Annotated in this window: 17 protein-coding genes; 10 read left to right on the forward strand and 7 right to left on the reverse strand. The window is 45.2% G+C overall.

Going from position 1 to position 20,378, the window contains the following annotated elements; genetic code table 11:
- The first annotated feature begins 13 nt into the window (after positions 1-13).
- The 5 genes from HDC92_RS03625 (at position 14) to HDC92_RS03645 (ending at position 5,184) form a co-directional block, all read left to right on the forward strand.
- The gene (locus tag HDC92_RS03625) at positions 14-763 is read left to right on the forward strand and encodes a hypothetical protein (protein ID WP_183872402.1); all 750 of its coding nucleotides are present in this window, start codon (positions 14-16) and stop codon (positions 761-763) included.
- Positions 760-1,083, forward strand: coding sequence for a hypothetical protein (locus HDC92_RS03630; protein ID WP_183872404.1), 324 nt, complete (start codon positions 760-762; stop codon positions 1,081-1,083). The genes HDC92_RS03625 and HDC92_RS03630 overlap by 4 nt, the downstream gene beginning before the upstream one ends.
- Before the next feature lie 24 nt (positions 1,084-1,107).
- Positions 1,108-2,133 (forward strand): DUF3078 domain-containing protein, encoded by a 1,026-nt coding sequence (locus HDC92_RS03635; protein WP_183872406.1) that lies wholly within the window; start codon positions 1,108-1,110, stop codon positions 2,131-2,133.
- 83 nt (positions 2,134-2,216) lie between these two features.
- The gene (ffh, locus tag HDC92_RS03640; protein WP_012780246.1) at positions 2,217-3,557 is read left to right on the forward strand and encodes a signal recognition particle protein; all 1,341 of its coding nucleotides are present in this window, start codon (positions 2,217-2,219) and stop codon (positions 3,555-3,557) included.
- A gap of 88 nt (positions 3,558-3,645) precedes the next feature.
- Positions 3,646-5,184, forward strand: a complete 1,539-nt coding sequence (locus HDC92_RS03645; protein WP_183872408.1) for a YifB family Mg chelatase-like AAA ATPase — start codon at positions 3,646-3,648, stop codon at positions 5,182-5,184.
- Here the strand turns inward: HDC92_RS03645 and HDC92_RS03650 are convergent.
- From HDC92_RS03650 to HDC92_RS03670, 5 genes are all read right to left on the reverse strand, one after another.
- A complete protein-coding gene (locus HDC92_RS03650; protein ID WP_012780244.1) occupies positions 5,181-5,429 on the reverse strand; it encodes a hypothetical protein in 249 nt (82 codons plus the stop codon). The two genes, HDC92_RS03645 and HDC92_RS03650, sit on opposite strands and share 4 nt — an antisense overlap.
- A 38-nt stretch (positions 5,430-5,467) precedes the next feature.
- A complete protein-coding gene (locus tag HDC92_RS03655) occupies positions 5,468-6,901 on the reverse strand; it encodes a COG3014 family protein (protein WP_183872411.1) in 1,434 nt (477 codons plus the stop codon).
- Positions 6,902-6,927: 26 nt separating this feature from the next.
- Positions 6,928-7,521, reverse strand: a complete 594-nt coding sequence (locus HDC92_RS03660; protein ID WP_183872413.1) for a penicillin-binding protein activator LpoB — start codon at positions 7,519-7,521, stop codon at positions 6,928-6,930.
- Between the two features lie 32 nt (positions 7,522-7,553).
- Positions 7,554-7,952 (reverse strand): hypothetical protein, encoded by a 399-nt coding sequence (locus tag HDC92_RS03665; protein ID WP_183872415.1) that lies wholly within the window; start codon positions 7,950-7,952, stop codon positions 7,554-7,556.
- 138 nt (positions 7,953-8,090) lie between these two features.
- The gene (locus HDC92_RS03670) at positions 8,091-8,684 is read right to left on the reverse strand and encodes a TlpA family protein disulfide reductase (protein WP_012780240.1); all 594 of its coding nucleotides are present in this window, start codon (positions 8,682-8,684) and stop codon (positions 8,091-8,093) included.
- 150 nt (positions 8,685-8,834) lie between these two features.
- On the opposite strand from HDC92_RS03670, the gene HDC92_RS03675 reads away from it, so the two are divergent.
- The 5 genes from HDC92_RS03675 to HDC92_RS03695 all read left to right on the forward strand — a co-directional run bounded on the left by HDC92_RS03675 (position 8,835) and on the right by HDC92_RS03695 (position 18,431).
- Positions 8,835-9,437: an RNA polymerase sigma factor gene (locus HDC92_RS03675; protein WP_012780239.1), complete on the forward strand. Its 603-nt coding sequence runs from the start codon at positions 8,835-8,837 to the stop codon at positions 9,435-9,437.
- 91 nt (positions 9,438-9,528) lie between these two features.
- Positions 9,529-10,533 carry a FecR family protein gene (locus HDC92_RS03680; protein ID WP_183872417.1) on the forward strand — a complete coding sequence of 335 codons (1,005 nt, stop codon included), beginning with the start codon at positions 9,529-9,531 and terminating at the stop codon, positions 10,531-10,533.
- 43 nt (positions 10,534-10,576) lie between these two features.
- The gene (locus HDC92_RS03685; protein WP_183872419.1) at positions 10,577-14,134 is read left to right on the forward strand and encodes a SusC/RagA family TonB-linked outer membrane protein; all 3,558 of its coding nucleotides are present in this window, start codon (positions 10,577-10,579) and stop codon (positions 14,132-14,134) included.
- A 10-nt stretch (positions 14,135-14,144) separates the two neighbouring features.
- Positions 14,145-15,605 (forward strand): RagB/SusD family nutrient uptake outer membrane protein, encoded by a 1,461-nt coding sequence (locus HDC92_RS03690; RefSeq protein WP_183872421.1) that lies wholly within the window; start codon positions 14,145-14,147, stop codon positions 15,603-15,605.
- Positions 15,606-15,614: 9 nt separating this feature from the next.
- Positions 15,615-18,431 carry a M16 family metallopeptidase gene (locus HDC92_RS03695; RefSeq protein ID WP_183872423.1) on the forward strand — a complete coding sequence of 939 codons (2,817 nt, stop codon included), beginning with the start codon at positions 15,615-15,617 and terminating at the stop codon, positions 18,429-18,431.
- Here HDC92_RS03695 and HDC92_RS03700 read toward each other — a convergent pair.
- Together HDC92_RS03700 and HDC92_RS03705 are read right to left on the reverse strand one after the other, a co-directional pair.
- Positions 18,428-19,711 carry an outer membrane beta-barrel protein gene (locus tag HDC92_RS03700; RefSeq protein ID WP_012780234.1) on the reverse strand — a complete coding sequence of 428 codons (1,284 nt, stop codon included), beginning with the start codon at positions 19,709-19,711 and terminating at the stop codon, positions 18,428-18,430. The two genes, HDC92_RS03695 and HDC92_RS03700, sit on opposite strands and share 4 nt — an antisense overlap.
- The gene (locus tag HDC92_RS03705) at positions 19,708-20,295 is read right to left on the reverse strand and encodes an RNA polymerase sigma factor (RefSeq protein WP_183872425.1); all 588 of its coding nucleotides are present in this window, start codon (positions 20,293-20,295) and stop codon (positions 19,708-19,710) included. The genes HDC92_RS03700 and HDC92_RS03705 overlap by 4 nt, the downstream gene beginning before the upstream one ends.
- Positions 20,296-20,378: the final 83 nt, after the last annotated feature.

A 20,378-nucleotide genomic window follows, 5' to 3' on the forward strand; every position in this document is an offset into this window, starting at 1 on the left:
AATTTTGTAATAAATGAAGGTTTTTCTCCTGCTCCTTTTCTATGGTTTGGCATTTAAGGTATTTGCACAGCAGGGTACTGTGCAGGGCTTTGTGGTAGACAAGGATTCCAAACTGAGACTGGCCAAAGTTTACATCTACAATTCGGCCAATGATGAGGGGATTTACAATACCCCTAAAGGCGAGTTCAGCATTAAGGCCAAGCCCGGCGATACGCTGTTTGCTGTTTTACAGGGTTATGCCCTGGACACAGTTGTGCTAAATGGACAGAAAGCAGTATATTTTCAGCTGAAATCTTTAGGGATTACCTTAAAGGAGGTGGCCATTATAGGCGACAAATACACGCCCAGGGAACGCCATGAAAAAACATTAAAGGAATACAAGTATAAACTGGACAAGGGTAAAGCAAAAGATCTGCTCAATTTAGGCCTGGGTGGTGCAGGCCTTGGCATTGATGCCATTTATAACCTGTTGAGCCGTGAAGGGAAAAATGCCCGGCATTTGCAGAAAATACTGGAGCGGGACTATAAGGAGGCCATTATTGATTACCGTTTTAAACCCGATTATGTTAAACGGGTGTTGCAGATCAGCGATTATGAAGCAGAAGATTTTATGCAGCAATACCGGCCTTCCTATCAGTTTGTTTTAGCGGCTTCTGATTATGCCTTTGTGGTATACCTGCGGAACAGCTATGCCAGCTATAAACGCAATCCTTCGGCCTTCAGGCTACCAGCATTGCCTAAAATAAACGTGGAGCAGTTTTGAAACCCTGGTTTCTGATATGGAGCAGGCTCCCGGCAAACGGGATGGCAATATATCCCTTTATCATCATTAAAGATGTACGGATGAAAACAGACCCGGTGCTGGTAAACCATGAGCGCATCCATTTCAGGCAGCAGCTGGAGTTACTGATCCTGCCTTTTTACCTGTTATACCTGCTGAATTACCTGGTTAACCTTGTCCGCTTTAAAAATCACTACCTGGCCTATTTTAATATCCTTTTTGAAAAAGAGGCCTATGCACATGAGCATGACCTTGTTTACCTGAAGAAAAGGAAGTTTTTTGCCTGGATAAAGTATGTTTGATTTTTTTTGTTTTTCTTTGTAGGAATGAAGATTTTTTATGCCTACTTACTTTTAGTTTTTATCGGTACGACAAGCCTGCAAGCACAGGAGATTGACACGATCCAGATCAATACCAAAGGACTTGACATTAAATTAAAGCGGAGTCCTCTGCCTTCAAGAAGCGGTACCATTCCTTTTAAAGCGGTGCCACTGACTCCTATTGTAATAGATGCAAGGGTAAACTACTGGAAAACCCGGACTTCTGTAGGCATCAATGTAAACCAGGCCACTTTTTCCAACAACTGGAAAGGCGGCGGGGTAAACTCACTTGCCATAGGCGGCCTGGTAAACTACAAGGCTGAATACTCCAAAGAAAGCTATAGCTATGTAAGCGAGGTGATCCTGGAATATGGGAAGATCAGGAACAAAGACCAGTTGCAAAAGAAAACACGCGACCGGATTTTCTGGGACAATAAGGCGGCAATTCAATTGTCTAAAAACTGGTATTTCTTTGGATCTGTAAGTTTTGAATCGCAATTTGATGCTGGTTTTGCCTATGGCAAGGATAAAGAAGGAACTGAAGACAAATACCTGATTTCTAAATTTATGGCCCCCGGCTACCTCACCGAATCATTCGGTTTTGAGTACAAGCCCAACAAATTCTTTTCTACACGTATTGGTACCGGAACCGCGCGACAAACTTTTGTGCTGGATACCGCCGTTTATTATACCAAAAACTTCAGTACCGGGGTCATGACCAAAGGTCAGACAAAATATGGGGTCGATTTCAACAAAAAGTTTAAGAACGAGCTGGCTTTTCAGATTGTGAGCAATTTTGAAAAAGAGGTGTTCACCAATACCATGCTTAAGGCAAGGTACCAGATGTTTATCCCGTACGACAGGGCGCTGGTCAACATAGACCATCGCCTGGATGTTTCTATTTCCTCTAAATTAAACCGGCTGATGAACGTTTCACTTACGGGTGTTGGTTTGTTTGACCGTGACAATGATACCAAGATACAGGGGAGCCAGACGCTTGCCCTTGGCGTAATGTTTATCTTCCCGCGCTAATACTTTTTATTATTCCCCCATCTTTTCCTCCAAAATTAATACCTTTGGAGCTACAAAAAATTGAACACTAAGCATTAAAAGAAATGTTTGAAAATTTACAGGACAAGCTAGACCGTGCGTTTAAAGTTTTAAAAGGACAAGGCAGCATTACCGAGATCAACGTGGCTGAAACCATGAAAGAGATCCGTAAGGCTTTATTAGACGCCGACGTAAATTACAAAACGGCCAAGAGCTTTACCGATGAGGTAAAAGAAAAAGCTTTGGGCGCCAATGTACTTACGGCTGTTTCGCCGGGCCAGTTGCTGACCAAGATCATGAACGATGAGCTTGCAGCCTTAATGGGTGGTGAGGTAACGGAGCTTGATTTAAAAACAAATCCAACCATTATATTAATTGCCGGTTTAAACGGTGCGGGTAAAACCACTTTTACCGGTAAGCTGGCCAACTTCCTGAAAAACAAAGGCAAGAAACCTTTACTGGTAGCAGGCGACGTATACCGGCCTGCAGCGGTAGACCAGCTGCAGATCCTTGGCGAGCAGATCGGTGTTCCGGTGTATGCCAACACGGCCTCTAAAGACCCCGTTGGGATTGCCCTGGAAGGGATTGCAGAGGGTAAAAAACAGCAAAACAATGTCATCATTATAGATACTGCAGGTCGTTTAGCAATAGATGAGCAGATGATGGATGAGATTGCCGCTGTAAAAGAAAGTACCAAACCGCATGAGATCCTCTTTGTTGTAGATGCCATGACCGGACAGGATGCCGTAAATACAGCCAAAGCATTTAACGACAGGCTCGATTTTACAGGGGTGGTACTGACCAAATTAGATGGTGATACCCGTGGTGGTGCGGCCCTTTCCATTAAATCTGTAGTGAACAAGCCGATCAAATTTATCGGTACAGGCGAAAAAATGGAAGCCCTTGATGTATTCTATCCGGAAAGGATGGCCTCCCGTATTTTAGGCATGGGTGACGTGGTTTCCCTTGTTGAGCGTGCCCAGCAGCAGTTTGACGAGAAAGAAGCCGCAGAACTGCAGAAAAAGATCCGTAAGAACAAATTTGACTTCAACGACTTTTACAACCAGATCCAGCAGATCAAAAAAATGGGTAACATGAAAGACCTGATGGGCATGATACCTGGTGTAGGGAAGATGATGAAAAATGTGGACATTGAAGATGATGCCTTTAAAAATGTAGAGGCCATTATCCAGTCGATGACCAAATACGAGCGTGAAAACCCTGATAGTATCCAGCAAAGCAGACGTCTGCGCATTGCCAAAGGATCGGGCAATAAAATAGAGGAAGTGACCAAGCTGATCAAACAGTTTGAGGACATGCGTAAAGTGATGAAGCAGTTCTCTAATCCCGCTGCCGCAGCAAGGATGATGAAAAACATGCCTAAAATGCCTCAGGGCAGAATGTAGGCTTGTCTGAAAATAATTTCAGGATTTTTGACCACCATATCGTTAAATCGGTCTAGATTCACAGTAGTGGATTTAGACCGATTTTTTTATGCTGATAAAAACTTATGGCAGTGCCGTTTTTGGGGTTGATGCCTTAACCATTACCATAGAGGTAAGTATAGGTGGCGGCAACAGGTACCACATTGTGGGCCTGCCCGACAATGCAATTAAAGAAAGCCTGAGAAGGATAGAAAGTGCGATCCAGTCGGCCGGGCTTAAAATGCCCCGGCAAAAGATTGTCATCAACCTTGCCCCTGCAGATATCCGCAAGGAAGGTTCAGCCTACGATCTGCCCATTGCGATCGCCATTTTAGCGGCTTCTGGTCAATTGGAAATCCCGGAAGTAGACAAATACTTCATCATGGGAGAACTGTCGTTAGACGGCGGCCTGCAGCCCATAAAAGGAGCTTTACCCATTTCCATACAAGCCCGGTCTGCCGGATTTAAAGGTTTTATATTGCCCAAGGAGAATTCGAGGGAGGCCGCCATTGTAAGCGACATTGCCGTTTATGGGATGTGCAATTTAATGGAAGTTGTTTCTTTTTTTAATGGTTCCTTTGCGCCCCACCCTGTACTGGTGAACACCAGGGACGAATTTTTAAACCACATCAACAATTATGAACAGGATTTTTCGGATGTGAGGGGCCAGGAAAACATCAAACGGGCACTGGAAATTGCCGCGGCCGGGGGGCATAACCTGATCCTGATTGGCCCTCCCGGGGCCGGAAAAACCATGCTGGCCAAACGTTTGCCTACAATTTTGCCGCCCTTAAACCTGCATGAAGCCCTGGAGACCACTAAAATACATTCTGTAGCCGGAAAGCTGAATGCAGCCGATGCGCTGATGACAGAAAGGCCTTACCGAAGTCCGCACCATACCATTTCAGATATGGCCCTGGTAGGTGGCGGGGCCAATCCGCAGCCAGGAGAAATTTCTCTGGCCCATAATGGTGTCCTTTTCTTAGATGAGCTGCCCGAGTTTAAGCGAAGTGTACTTGAAGTAATGCGGCAACCCCTTGAAGACCGCCGGGTAACCATTTCCAGGGCAAGATTGAGTGTGGAATACCCGGCAAGCTTTATGCTCATCGCCTCAATGAACCCCTGCCCCTGCGGTTTTTTTAACCACCCTGAAAAAGAATGTATCTGTGCTCCCGGGCAGGTACAAAAGTACCTGAGTAAAATTTCGGGGCCGCTGTTAGACCGTATAGACCTGCATGTAGAGGTTACCCCGGTAAATTTTAATGAACTGACTTCGGCCGTAAAAGCGGAAAAAAGTGCCGCCATCAGGGAAAGGGTGATCAGGGCCAGGGCTGTTCAGGACCTCAGGTTCAGCAGCCGGGCCAACCTGCATTACAATGCACAGATGAGCCCCAATATGGTAAGGGAGATCTGTAAAATAGACGATGCCGGGCAAACACTCATTAAAAAAGCAATGGAAAAGCTGGGTTTATCGGCCAGGGCATACGACCGGATTTTAAAGGTGGCCAGAACCATTGCCGACCTTGCAGCCAGCGACGTCATTACGCTGGAGCACCTTGCAGAAGCCATACATTACCGGAGTTTAGACCGCGACAGCTGGTCGGGTTAATCCTCTTCTTCATCTTCTTCTTCCGGAACGTAAGCCGTGATGGCACGGCCTATGGCGTTGATCTCTTCGTCCAGTTCAAATAAGGGCAATGCCGTTTCAGGATCCAGTTTTAGCCATTGCTCATCTGTATCCTTCTGGATCTCTACATATTCTTTGCCATCTTTAAAAATAACGTAAGTATCGTTGCCTTCCGGAAACACGGCATAAGCTGTAGTTCCGATTTCAATATCAAAAGGTTGTTGCATGTTGGTAAGGTTAATAATTGACGCAAATTTGGGAATAATCAGCGTAAAGTTGAATAATTATAGAACTGAAGTTTTCCTGTACCGTTAACGGTTATCGTTTTGGAATCACTGTTTCCACCAGCGCCTTTTAAATCAAGGGTAAGGGTATTTTCACCTTTTTTAAGTGGAATACGGGTATAACTGATGTTGGCCGGAAGCGATTGCCAGTTCCGTGTGTCGGCCTTTTCTGAAAGCAGGCTGTACAACTGCATGCCAATGCCCAGGCCTTCCAGCAGAGAATTGTCTTTCCCATCCTTACCATTTCCTTTGGCGCTTTGCCTTAAGGCGTATTCTGCACTCTTTTTAACAGCCAGGCGGGTCAGCACCTTGCCCATCTCCTTCACAAAACGCTGGTCAAGGGTCTTAAAAGCCAGTTCGTTGATGTCTTCAGCCTTTTCAAATGAAACAGTCTGTGTTCCATTACTCAGTGTCGCAGAACTGTAATGGGGTGGCTGGGCCTGATATTTGGGATACGTTGCCCGAAGGCTTTCTACCCCATTGAGGCTAAAATTACTATTGCTGTACGTATGGTTAAAGGGGATAATGATCGTTCCGCCAAGATTGGTAAAGAAGAGGTCGCCATTACTGCCTTTGATCAGTGAAAAGAAAAGCTCTTCCTGTTTTTTAACCGGGGCCAATCCGTTTTCCCAGAAAAAGATCAGTTCGCCACCTTCCGGCTTGGGCTCTGCCTGGTACTTCATACCAAACAGCGCTTCAAAACGGCTCAATTCGGCAGTAAATCCATTCCTGTCGGCCATTCTTAACACATCCTGTTTCAGTTCAGCCGGTATTTTCACCCCGTAATAAGTCTGATCTTTACTGTTCAGGTAAACTTCTGCTGCATTTCTATAGGCAATAAAGGCATTGTTTACATCACCATCCTGTTCATAGATCAGCCCCTGCAGCATCAATGAAAAGGCATCTTTGGAATAGCGGCTATCTTTATCATTGAACTTATCGCCTTGCTCCTGCGATTGCAGTGTAATGCGTCGGGCCTCTACAATGGCGTCTTCGTTAAGCCCCAGGTACACATAGTTCAGTGCCTTGTAATAATGGATCATAAACTTCTCAAAGTCCTCGCCTTTGTAGCTTTGCGTCATGGGGTTAACCAGTGTGCCTACTACGGCATCCATAGCTCCGCCTATTCCGTTCTCCAAGAGCTGATCGGCCTCATTAAAATAACGGTTGCTATTTTCGTAATCGCCTGAAAGATGGCTCGCCTTCCCTTTTTCCATCAGAAAAAGAAGCTTGTTGCGTGGCTTTTGCAGCAGTTTGTTCTTATCCAGCTCTTTTACCGCTTCCGTATAATTACCGGCAGCGATCTGCTTGTAATAAGAGGCGATCATGTCGTTATAGCTGGCACAGCCGGAAAGAAAAAGCACCAGTCCTAAAAAGAATGATGCTTTAAAAATGTTCCTGCGGATATTTATCATTATGGTATTTAGCCGGGTACCCCTAACTAATTTTTAACGTATTTAGCTATTTTCTTATCCCCAATCCATACCACTTCATTGGTCTGGATATCTGTAAGCTCCAGGTTTACCTGATAATAAACCACCTTTTTACGCTTATGGGAATCTACGATAGAATTTATGGAACCTTGTAAAATGTAATCTGCACCATTTTCCAGGCCAAACTTTTTCATGGTAGATACTGTGGCGTTGTCCTGCTGATCGGCTTTTTCGGCACGCAGTTCCTCTCTTTTCTTGCCACCCTGCACCAGGCGTACACGTTCGCTTTTAATAAAAGCCTGCTCTACGTCTTTAACAAAGGTTTCGGCATCGATATGTTCATGGCTTTTATTTTTTACCACACCAACCACTACAACCGGTCTTTTGCCATGCTTCTCTTCCAGATGGGTAGATAACCATTTGCCACCTAAAACTGTCTGGGTCATTTCTTCGGCCACAAGCCTGGAATCGGTATTGTTCCAGTTGCCGCTTACATCAATGGCCTGGTCTGTGTTTACCCGGGTAACTTGTCGCGAACATGAGCTGATTATCATTCCGGAAACGGCTATAGCCGCAATGGTCATTGTTCTTTTTAATTGCATATTATTGAATCTTATTGTTTTTATTTGCTGTTTTACCATCTGCCCCAGGGCCTGCTGTTACCCCAGCTATAGCCCAGATATCCGCCATAATTAAAGCCCCTGCCAAAGCCATAGTTGCCATAGCTTATAGAAGGATAAAAATATGGGCTGCCATAATAATAGCCACTGTTCAGGTTCAGCTGATAGTTCCGTTCCCGCCTCAGTTTTCTGCGCTCTTCCCGGGCCTCATACCAGTCGTAAGCCTTATAAGTCTGCTGAACAGTTGTGCCCTGATCGCGGTTCAAAGAATCGGCCAGTTCAATGTATTTGGCCCTGCTTTCCTGGTACCTTGGGTTTTGATCCTTTACCAGTTCTGTTTTTTGTGCATAGCCTGCGGTACCATAAACCATTGCCGCTGCACAACTCCATACAAAAATCCAGTTCGTTTTCATCTGTATCCGTTTTTTTATCAAAATGAACCTTCATTAGTCTAGCGGCCCATTTATTGATGTTAGCTGTATATAAAATTACAGAATTTTTAATGATCTGTAACGATTTAACCTATTTTAACATAAGACGGGTTTAAGCGCCTAAATGTTACTTGCTTTTAATTTTTTTAAGAATTCTATAAATTTTTCGCTTCCATAATTGGCTGCACCCACTTCATTATAAGCAACACGACCCTTTTTATCAAACACCAGGGTTGTGGGCAGTGAGCCTTTAAAAATGGCTTCAGGAATAGGGCTTGCCGCATTGTAAACTGGCATTTTATAGCCTTTTCTGTCCATGTATTGTTGTGCTTTTGCAAAATCACTGTCGGCATCCACCAATATAAATACCACCCCCTTGTCCTCCTTAAACTGGCTGTACAGTTTATTTACCGCAGGCATTTCGGCCAGGCAGGGCGGACACCAAGTAGCCCAGAAATTAATAAAAACAACTTTTCCTCTTAAACTGCCCAGGTCAACTTCCTTACCGGCAGCATCTTTAAACCGGATACCCGAAAGGTCATTTACAGCAGCAGTCAGCGGCGCTTCGGTTTGCGCTACATCGGGCCTGAAAAGCCCGATTTCCATCAGTCCCCTTATCATCAATGCTTTTGCTGCCGGAACAAAAATAAGTACCAGAAAAATGGCGATAAACAAGATGTTCAGGCCATTCTTTTTATTGAAAATTTTCTCCATTGGCAATCTTTTTTGTAAAGCTACAGGATTATTCTGTAACCGCTCAAATCTGCCCGGCTTTTGACATTTTGCTGTTGAAGGGCTAAAACCTTAGGGCTTTTTGCTAATTTCACCAAATTAATGCGCTCATGTTAAAGCATTTTGGCGATCATGGAACTTCCTTTTACAGATGATTCAGTAACCTGGCAGCTATTTAAAAATGGCGATAAAAAGGCATTTTCTTTCATTTACACCACTTATAGCCCTAATTTGTATGAATATGGGATGAGGATACTGCAGGATGAAGAACTGACCAGGGACGCCATCCATGACCTTTTTGTGAAGCTCTGGCAAAACAGAAAATCCATTGGCACAACCAATAACATCAAGTATTACCTTATCACAGCGCTTCGCAACACTATTTTTACATTAAAGGGCATAGAGAACAGGATGCAGCTGACCGGTTTAAATGAGGCGGATGCTTTTCATCTTGATTTTACCCTTGAGTCGGCATACATCCGGAAAGAAGACCTTAATCTGCTTTCCATACAATTGCTGGATGCGCTGAACCAGATCAGCCCCAGACAAAAGGAAATTCTTTACCTGAGGTATTTTGAAGAACTGGATTACAACCAGATTGCTGAAATGATGAACATCTCTGTAAAAGGAGCATATAAATTATCTGCACGTGCTTTGGAGGCCTTGCGTGAACTTATGAAACTTCCGTTGTCACTCCTTCTTTTCCTGTTGCTGATGGGCCGGGAACGGTTTTAAACCTTATAAATTTCTTTTTTTAAAATAAATGCAAAACCATGGGGTGTTTTTTCGGGCTTTCTGGTTTGTATAAAAGAACAGACGTAATCACATGATCAACCCTAAACACGAAACATACAAAACCGCTGATTTTCTGGATGATATTTCCTTTATAAATGCCATAAAGCATCATAAAGAACGTGATCTTAGTTACTGGAAAGAATGGAAAAGTTCCGGCCCATCGAATCTGCAGGACTATGAGGCTGCCGAACTGCAGCTGCGGCTGATCCTGTCGTCCCGACGGCTAAAGCCCGGAAGTGTATTTATGGAAAGTTTGTGGGAAGACATCAACGGAAGTATTGAAACTGAGCACCGGCATAAACTGCGAAAAATACAGATGGCCATTCTTTCGGCTGCAGCAGTGCTGGCGCTGATGCTGCTCTCGGCTTCGTTATGGTTTTTCAATTCCAGCATTACGCTGCGCACACCTTACGGAAAAACACAGCAGGTTTTTCTGCCCGACGGGAGCCAGGTCCTGCTAAACGCCAACACAGAACTCCGGTACCCGAGGGCTTATAACTGGAAAAATACCAGGGAAGTTTTCTTAAAAGGGGAAGCCTATTTTAAGGTAAGCCATGGAAGCCCCTTTAGTGCACATACAAAAAACCTGACAGTACAGGTGCTGGGAACAGAGTTTAACATCAAAGAAAGGCGGGGAACAACACTGGTTGCCCTCATCAGGGGTAGGGTAGCCATAAAAGGATCTGCCATTAACCCTTTAAAACCTTCGATTTTGAATCCTGCTGAGCTTTTTCGTTTTGATGAAAACACAAATACAGCTGTAAAAACAACAACAAATCCCCAGGTTTATACCGCCTGGATGGACCATAAAGTAATTGCCGAAAACACAACTGTTGGCAGCATCATTAAGGATTTTGAAGACTTGTATGGCAGCAGGATCATTCTTGAGGATACCACTTTGTATAACCGTGTTATTGATGGGGTGGTACCCATGGGCGATAAAGACAATACCCTTTTTGTAATTGCAAATATCCTGAACGTACAGATCAGGAAACAAGGCGACACCATTTGGTTTAAACCGCGCAAAACACCATAAGACCAATTATAAGAAATCACATAAATAAACTAAACTCCAAACGATGAAGAAAACCATTACCTGCCTTATTAAAGTATTTTGCCTTGTACTGTCCGTCCTCTATTTGAACCAGGCGCATGCTCAGGTGAATAAAGCAATGCCTGTTGCAGAGGCCTTAAAAAAGATCACAGAGAAATACCAGACCAAATTTGTTTACGAACCGGCTGTGCTGCGTGGCAAAACGACCACGGCCGCATTGGAAAAAACAAATGGACAGTCTATAGAAGAGGTATTAAAAGGCATTCTATATCCCAACAACCTGTTGTTTCTTTACGTAAGCGACAACCACTATGCCATCATCAATAAAGATGACAAGTCATTCCAAAACGCAGCCGGAATAACACTTGGTACTGCTGTACGTGGTATAATAAAAGGAAATGTTACTGATGAAAACGGATTGCCTTTACCAGGGGTCAACATTACGGTAAAGGATAAAACAAGCCGGGCCAGTTCAGACAATTCGGGGAATTATGTAATTGCGGCCGACAGGGAAGACCTGCTGCTGTTTACTTTCGTTGGCTATCAGGTAGCAGAACTTTCGCCCAATTCAGGGGGCATTTTAAATGTAAACATGAAACCTGACGTTTCGCAGCTAAAAGACGTGGAAGTGGTATCGACAGGTTACCAGCGCATCTCCCGGGAGCGGAGTGCCGGGTCTTTTGCCAAGCCAGACCTGGATATCATGAACAGCCGTTCATCAAGTATGAACATTGCCCAGCGTTTAGACGGACTGGTACCCGGACTTACAGTTAACAATGCCCCCGGCACCGAGACCTTACTGATCAGGGGCCTTACCTCTATCAATGCTACAGCTTCGCCGCTTTTTGTAGTAGACGGGATTGTGCTGGACGGCGCCAATGTAAACTCCATTAACCCAAATGACGTGGCCGACATTACTGTACTAAAAGATGCCACTGCGGCCTCTATATGGGGCTCTAACGCCGCCAATGGGGTAATTGTCATTACCACCAAAAAAGGGAGCAATACCGGCAGGATCAGGATAGACTACGACGGTTTTGTGAATTTTCAGGGCAGGCCTGAAACCGATTACCTGCCGGCCTTGAACAGCAGTCAGTTTATACAGGCTGCGCGAGACATTTTTGATCCTGTACTGAACACTTACGCTTCGGTTACAAAGTTTAGTCCTACTACCTGGAAACCTGTTCCTGCGCATGAAGAACTCTTATATAAACTTGCAGATAAAACGCTTAGCCCGCAGCAGGTAGCCGCTTATGAACAGCAATTGACCGATCTGGCAAATACCAGCAATCAGAAACAGATCAACGAGCTGTTGTACCGCAACGCTTTACTCACCAACCACACGCTTTCCTTAAGCGGAGGAACGGAGAAGTATAACTTTTACGGCTCGGCAGCTTATACCGGAACACTCAATAGCAGTCCTGGGGCCAGCAATAATACTTATAAAATCAATTTACGGCAGGACTTTAAGTTCTCGGACAGGATCCAGTTGTACCTCATCACCGACCTGACCAATACTACGGCACAGGCAAAACGCAATATCCGCCCAAACAATATGTTCCTTCCTTATGCATTGTTCCAGGACCAGAACGGCAGCAACATTTCTATGCCCTGGCTATATCTGCCAGATGCAGACAGGGCAACTTTCGAAAGCAAAAGTCTGATTGACCTGAATTACAGCCCGCTGGATGAAATAAACCGCGGGTACAACAACTCCAACAGCATGCTGGCGCGGATAAACACCGGTTTAGATGTAAACCTGATTAAGGGCCTGAAGTTCCAGGGCGTGTATGGCCTGGTCAAAGGCAATACCAAAACCAGGAGCTATGATGGCGACGACAGCTTTACCTTCAGACGTGAGCTGGCTCAGTTTACTGTAGCGGCTGTTGCCCCGGCAACCAAACCTACTTATTACCTGCCCGAAACAGGGGCCATTTATGAAGTGACCAACAACCTGCAGGAAAACTGGAATGTTAGGAACCAATTGGTCTTTGACCATTCTTTTGATAACCAGAAACACCAGATCACTGCTTTATTTGGGCAGGAAATCCGCAAAACATTCAACACCGGCAATGGCAGCATTGTAAGGGGTTATGACGAACAATTACTGACTTCAGGCCAGGTGGATTATAAAATGCTTGCCGTAACAGGTGTTACAGGAGTTTTACCAAGAGGGTCTGGTGCCAATAAACTGGACATCAGGAATTTTTCAGCCAATGAAGCTGATGTCCGTTTCCTTTCTTACTATGCCAACCTTGGCTATACCTTTAACAACAGGTATACTTTAAATGGCAGCTGGCGCATTGATGAGTCTAACCTTTTCGGGAAGGACCAATCGGCCCAGAACAGGCCGGTATGGAGTGTAGGCGCGGGCTGGCTGTTGAGCAACGAAGGCTTTATGGATCAGGTTAAATGGGTAGATCGCCTTAACCTGCGTAGTACTTACGGCATTACCGGTAATGCCCCTATACCAGGTAGTGCGGCTTCTTATGATATTTTTGCCGCACAGGCCAATGCCATTTTCCCCGGGGGTAAAGGGCTGGTCCTGTCTACCCCTGGCAATCAGAGCTTATCCTGGGAATCGACAAAAACACTCAATTTTGGGGTCGACTTTTCCATACTTAAACGCCTGAACGGCTCTGTTGATGTTTACAGCAAAAAAACAGAGAACCTGATCGGCGAACTGCAGGTGAACCCTTTTACCGGTTTTGCTACCATAGAAGGAAATCAGGGCGCCCTAAAAAACAGGGGGGTTGAACTGAACCTCAGTTCTTTAAACATCAATACCAGGGATTTTAGCTGGAGAACCTTACTGACCCTGGGCTATAACAAAAATGAAGTGACCGACCTTTACAGTAAAACCGCCATTACTACCGGCAGCGGGAAAGTAGAACAACGTTTTATTAAGGGATATTCTGCTTATGCCGTATTCGCTTATCAATACGCGGGGCTCGACAATACCGGTGCGCCGCAGGTAAGGTTAAATGATGGTACCGTAAGTACAGCCAAAAATGTGGCCACACCAGACGATATCGTTTATATGGGCAGCTTTCAGCCTAAATGGGCCGGGGGTTTTAGCAACAGTCTAAAGTACAGGGATTTCGGACTGCAGTTCAATGCCGTTTATAACCTTGGTTTTGTGATGCGCAAAGATGTCAACCGCTTTTATTCAGGCGGGAGGCTGGTACCTGATGTAGGCTCATTCACTACCGGAAATGTTCATTCTGATTTCGCAAACCGCTGGAAAGCTTCAGGTGATGAGGCCTTTACAGATATCCCGGCCTATGTGGGTTCAAAAACCGACACCCGCGAACTGAACTACTACTACCTGGCAGATAAAAATGTAGTTGATGCCTCGTATATCAAACTGAGGGACATTACTTTAGCTTATCAATTGCCAAAGGCCCTGCTGAACAGCATCAGGGCAGAAAGCATCAGTTTCCGTTTCCAGGTTTCCAACATCCTATTGTGGAAAGCCAATGATTATGGCATAGACCCTGAATTTCAAAGTGCGGCATCGGGTACCAGGAACATGCCCGCCAACCAAAAAACCTTTACCCTGGGCGCTCACGTAACTTTTTAAACGAACGATTATGAAAAAGAGATTATTAACCAAAATAGCTGTTGTGCTGTTCGTGCTGACTGCATTAAATGCCTGCAAAAAAGACTTTCTGAACGTTAATCCGAAGGGAAAACTGATTGCTTCAAAAACCGCTGAATATGACCTGATGTTTAACTGGGGCGCGATCCGCATCGGCCTTCCAACTTCTGCAGTAATTATGGGCGACGATGCCATTGTTGCCGATCCGCTTTATGCCAAGGCCACACTGAGAACGCAGCGCTTTTTCCGCTGGGAAGATGAGGTGTATGAACCGGAAGACAATGCCACAGAGATGAGCCTGCTGATGCCCAAGATCTATATTTACAACAAAGTGATCAATGAGGTGATGGATTCTGAAGGCGGTTCTCAGCAGCAAAAGGCAGAACTGCAGGCCGAAGCCTATGCCAACCGCGCCTGGTCATATTTCATGCTGATCAATTATTTTGGTCTGCCTTACAATGAAACAACCTCTAAAACAGATCCGGGCTATCCGATCATTACTGCCGCAGATGTGGCAGAAACAAAATTTACCCGGGCTTCGGTAGCCGAAGTATATGATTTTATTATTGACGACCTTAAAAAGGCCATTGCTGGCTTGCCCCCCCAATCTGCGGCCCGCGTACGGATGTCCAAAGCCGCAGCAGAGGCCATATTGGCTAAAGTATATGTATTTATGGGCCGCTATACGGAGGGCCTTACCCAGATCAGCAATGCATTTACGCACCTGCCCACTAATTTTGTGGTTAAATTATATGATTACAATGTAACCCTGGCTACAGGTGGTACCTGGGGCTATAATGTGACCACCACCCCTAAAGCTTATTTATCAGGTGTACCTTCCGGAGACCTGCACGAAGAGACTTTGCTGGACCGGGGCTTTAACAATAGCTGGTCGTTAAACGGGGCCGACATTTTGCTGGCACCCGAAGTTGTGGCTTTGTATACCGCAAATGATACCCGCCTTAAGCTGTTCTCCAGCCAACCTTACGGAGGCGGGACCATCGTATCACCAAATCCTCCCGGAGCCCCGGCCCCGATGCGGGCCATCGGTTTTTACAACACACAATATGGTGTTCGCTTAGCCGAAATGTACCTGCTGAGTGCAGAATGTAAAGCCCGTACGGGCGACATCGGCGGAGCTGTAACCGACCTGGAGGCCCTGAGAAAGAAAAGGATGCCTGCAACCAGCGCTACCGTAAGCATTACCGATAAAGATGCGCTGATCCGCTTTATCATAGACGAGCGGACACGGGAGCTTTCTATGCAGGGTTATCGCTGGTTTGACATGCGCCGTCTGTATAAAGATCCTTTATTTGCCGGCAAAATGCCCTATACCCACAAATATGTATCGGCAACAGGGGCGGTAACTACCTATACTTTAAAACCTGAAAGGTTTGCCATTCGTTTTCCTCAAAGTGTGATCAATGCCAATCCGGGAATGAAAAACAATTAACCACCTGGCATGAAGAATCATTTTTTATTTTTTACTGTAATGCTATTGTATGCTGTACCGTTAATGGCACAGCATACAACAAAAACCACCGCTAAGGCCGGATTGTTGCCGGTAGATACGGCAGTTAAAATCGGCAAGCTGCCCAATGGGCTTACTTATTACATTCGTAAAAACAGCGAACCGGCAAAACGGGCTGTCCTGTACCTGGTTACACATGTCGGTTCCTTAATGGAAGATGATGACCAGCTGGGCCTTGCCCACTTTACAGAACATATGGCTTTTAACGGTACAAGGGATTTCCCTAAAAATGAACTGGTCAATTACCTCCAAAAGGCCGGGGTAAAGTTTGGTGCGGATGTAAACGCTTCTACTTCTTTTAATGAAACGATATACAAGCTCCCTTTGCCAACAGATAGTATGGCCGTTTTTAAAAAGAGCTTCAGCATGATGGCCAACTGGGCAGGACTGGTTACTTTTGAAGAGGGGGCAATAAACAGGGAGCGCGGGATCATTTTAGAAGAAGAACGCTCAAGGGGCAAAAATGTGGCAGAACGCATTCAGAAACAGGTAATACCTGCCTTGCTGAACAACTCCAGGTACGCCAGTCGCATGCCAATTGGCAAAGATGAGCTGTTAAAAACCTTTAAACCTGATGTGATCAAAAGGTTTTATAAGGACTGGTACCGGCCCGACCTTCAGGCCGTTATTGCCGTTGGTGATTTTGACCCGAAGCTGGTAGAAAGGCTGATCAGGGAAAATTTCAGCACTTTAAAAAATCCGATGCACAGCAGGAAAAGAATAAACTATTCCATTCCCCCTGATAAAGGCACACAAATAAAAATCATTACAGACCCCGAGCAGACCAGTACCAGGATGCAGATTATTGTACGGCACCAGGGTAAAGCGGTCAGAACCAGTGCCGATTTGATAGAATCATTAAGCCGGAGCCTGCTGAACCGGATGTTGGGTAGCCGTGTTGCTGAACTGAGACAGCAGGCCAATGCTCCCTTGCTGATCGGCTCTATTGGTTATGGCCGCTTTCTGGCTGATATTGATGCCTTTACAATTGCGGTAACCGCCAAGCCGGGACAGTTGGAACAGGCAGCAAAAAAAATACTTGCGGTTAATGAACAGGCCAGGCAATTCGGGTTTACCCAGGCTGAACTAGAAAGTGCAAAGAAATCGCTTTTCAATACCATAGAAAGACAATGGAAAGAACGCGACAAGAACAGTTCTGCCGCTTATGTGACCGAATACCTGAATCACTTTACAAAGGGAGAAGCCATTCCCGGCATCGATTATGAGTATCATTTCCTGAAAAATAACCTCGCTAAGATTAAGCTTGAGCAGCTGGATAAACTGATCCGCGCTTTGAACAGCACAGAGAACCGGGTAATTATTATAGAAGCGCCGGAAAAGGACAAAGCCCTGCTTCCTGATCAAAAAAAACTGCTTTCCTGGATCAGTGATTCCGGCAGGAACCTGCAGCCCTACCAGAGCGAGGCCGTTCCATCAAAACTGCTGGACAACCTACCGGAGGGCGGTGTTATAAGTGCGGCAAAAACCAATGTCGGCACCGGGGTTTCCGAACTCATTTTAGGCAATGGTGCCCGGGTAATACTCAAACCGACACGTTTTAAAAATGACCAGATTATCATCAATGGATACAGTTATGGCGGTACATCTATTGCCGCAGATTCTATATACCATTCAGCCGCGCTGGCAGCATTACTGGTAAACCGGAGTGGCCTGGGCAAGCTGACACGGGCACAGCTGAATAAAATGCTGAGCGGCCGTTCGGTAAATCTTTCGGCCTCCATCAGCGACTTTACAGAAGGTCTGAGTGGAAGTGCCTCGCCAACTGAACTGGAAACAGCACTGCAATTGATATACCTGTATTTTACACAGCCCCGCAAAGATCCTGAGGCCTGGTTGGCCATCATTTCACAACAGGAAGCCAGTATGGCCAATCGAAGTGCAAGTCCTAACCTGGTTTTTCAGGATACCGTTACAGCTGTTTTAAACAGCTATAACCCCAGAAAAACAGCGGGAAACCTGGATGGTACATCGATAGACCAGGCTTATCGTTTCTATCAGGATCGTTTTGCTGATGCCAGTGATTTTACTTTTATACTGGTGGGGGCGATAGATACGGCAAAGGCCATTCCCCTGATCAAAAAATACCTGGGAAACCTGCCGGCCATCCACAGAAAAGAGCACTACAAAGACGCTGGCTTTGGCACGCCCAGGGGCCAGGTAAGCAAAACCGTTTATAAGGGTATCGAAGCAAAAAGCAGGGTGCAGCTGGTATATAGCGGCACTTATACCTACAATGACCTGAACAACATTCAGTTGGAAGCCTTAAAGGAAATGATCAATTACAGGATCCTGAACCGTTTAAGGGCAAAAGAAAGCGGTGTATATACCCCATCTGTAAATGTGGGTTATGGCAATATCCCCGTTCAAAGATACAGCATCACCATCAGCTTTAACTGTGCCCCCGAAAATGTACAGCATTTAATTGAGGCCAGCAAAGAAGAAGTGGAGCGCTTAAAAAGAGAAGGGCCCGAACCGGCAGAAATACAGAAGTTTATGGCAGCGCAACTGCGCATGCGCGAAACGCAGGTGGAAAGCAATACCTGGTGGGTATATTACCTGAGAAACCAGTACATGAACAGGGATAAACCCGAAACAGAACCGTCCTACAATAAGCTTCTTGGTGAAGTAAGCCCTGAAAGTGTCCGCACTGCTGCGCGGCAATATGCCGGTGGCGAAAATCTGGCCGAATTTATCTTAATGCCGGAAAAGAAAGGCCCCCGCCATTAGAAATCAAACTTTAACCTTATACCTGTACCCAGCAGGTATAGGTTTTCTTTTGTAAATTCTTTTACCGGCAGCTTCAGAAAGGGTTCTACAGCAAAAGCACGTTTGTCGGATATTTTTTGCTTATAGCCAAAGGAGATGTTGTAAAAGCCGAGATATTTGTCGTTCCTCACTTCAGCCGATGGAACTGCCTCAGAAACACTTTTCGTGGTATAAACAGCCGAAAACCCCGATTGGTTGCTCAGGTCATTTTCTACCACCCCCTGCAGGTAATTGTTACTTTGTTTCTGGCTTAATACGGCAAAGGCAGAGAGCCCGACATTGGTATAGAATTTTTTATTGAAGTAATATTTGATCTCTATCGGGATATCCAGTCCTACCAGGTTGGCATCAACAGATTGCAGGCTTTTTGTTTCCCTAACCATTGCCGAGGCCGGACCGGGACTGTTAAATGCTCTTTCGCCATTATTTGTGAGGTCTTTAGATGCGCCCATTTCACTGTAAGAAATTCCAGAACTGATAGATACTTTATTGGACAATGCATAAGCCATGCTTACACCATAACCCATGTTCAGTTTTTTACCGTTGCCTATAGACGGGGCCACAACAACTCCCATTTCCCATTTATCGCTCTTTTTGGCGACCGATTTTGTTTGGGCAACCTGCGGGTTGGTCTTTACTTCTGCGTTCAGAAACTCCTGAAAACTAAGTGGCTTATTTGTCTTTTCCTGGGTTTTAGCCACAACTCCCGAATCTGCAGCAGTTACAATAACCTCTTTTTTCTCAATAGTCACCGCAACAGGTGCTGTACTTGTTTTAGGCTCCTGAACGGCCGGCTCTTTTACGGGGCTTACAGCGCTAATCGGTGCCACAGGCTGTTGTGTATTCACAATTAAAGGACTGCTGCTGATGTTATTGTTGCTGCGTTGTTTAGTTACCGCCTGGTTATGTGCAACTCCAGTATTCAGTCTTTCGGCTATGCCATGAGCAGCTGCTGTTTCTTTTGCCGGGACCGGCAACACAGCGATAGTATCCTGTACCGGCTTACTGATTTTAGTATACAGGTCCGGGTTTTTATGCAGTGTTTTATGGCTGGTATAAAATAAAGCAAAACCAATCATCAGGGCCACTGCTGCCGCAGCTAAACTTGTTAGCCAAAGCAGACCTTTCCCTTTACGCTCTTTCTTTTCAAAGCGCTCCCATGCACCAGGATTATAGGCCTCCTCGTGTTCCGTCAAACTTTCTCTTATATGGGCAATCAGCCCGTCATCTTCCGGTTTCATGTTTTGCGGATTTGTGTTGTCGGTTCGTATGCATTTAACAAAGAGTTTTTATAAAGTTCTCTCAACTTGTTCTTTGCCCTTGTCAGGTAAACCCTGCAGGAACTTTCCGGGATATTCATCATTTTTGAAATCTCTTCATGCGAAAAGCCTTCAATTTCGTACATATTAAAAACCAGTTTGTGTGTTTCCGGTAATTTATTCAGCATCTTCATCATATCCTGCACATTAAGCTGCGAAACCGCATTCAGCTCGGTAATGGGCTGCTGCAGTTCAGTCATGTCATCAACGTATAGAAATGTTCTTTTGCCCCTCAAAAAATCTATTGCCGTACGGGAAGAAATTTTGGCAATCCAGCCTTTAAAGGCTTTTTGCATCTGGTCATTATACTTAGGTGCGCTAAACTGGGAGATATTCTTAAATATCTTTATAAAACTGTCATTTACAAGCTCTTCCGCGTCATTCCTATCCTCAACATACCGTAAAATTACGCCCATTAAATATCCATAGAATGATTTATACACCATCTCTTTACTCTTATTGTCGTTCCTTAAGCACCCCGCTATAGCGTCCTCAAACTTGAGCATTCCTTTTTAGGCAATTAGGGGTTTATACGTTTTTCATAGACCTCAGCTGAATTTTAAAAGAGGATGTCCCGTATAAAATTACA

This window comes from Pedobacter sp. AK017, assembly GCF_014200825.1.
GTDB lineage: Bacteria > Bacteroidota > Bacteroidia > Sphingobacteriales > Sphingobacteriaceae > Pedobacter > Pedobacter heparinus.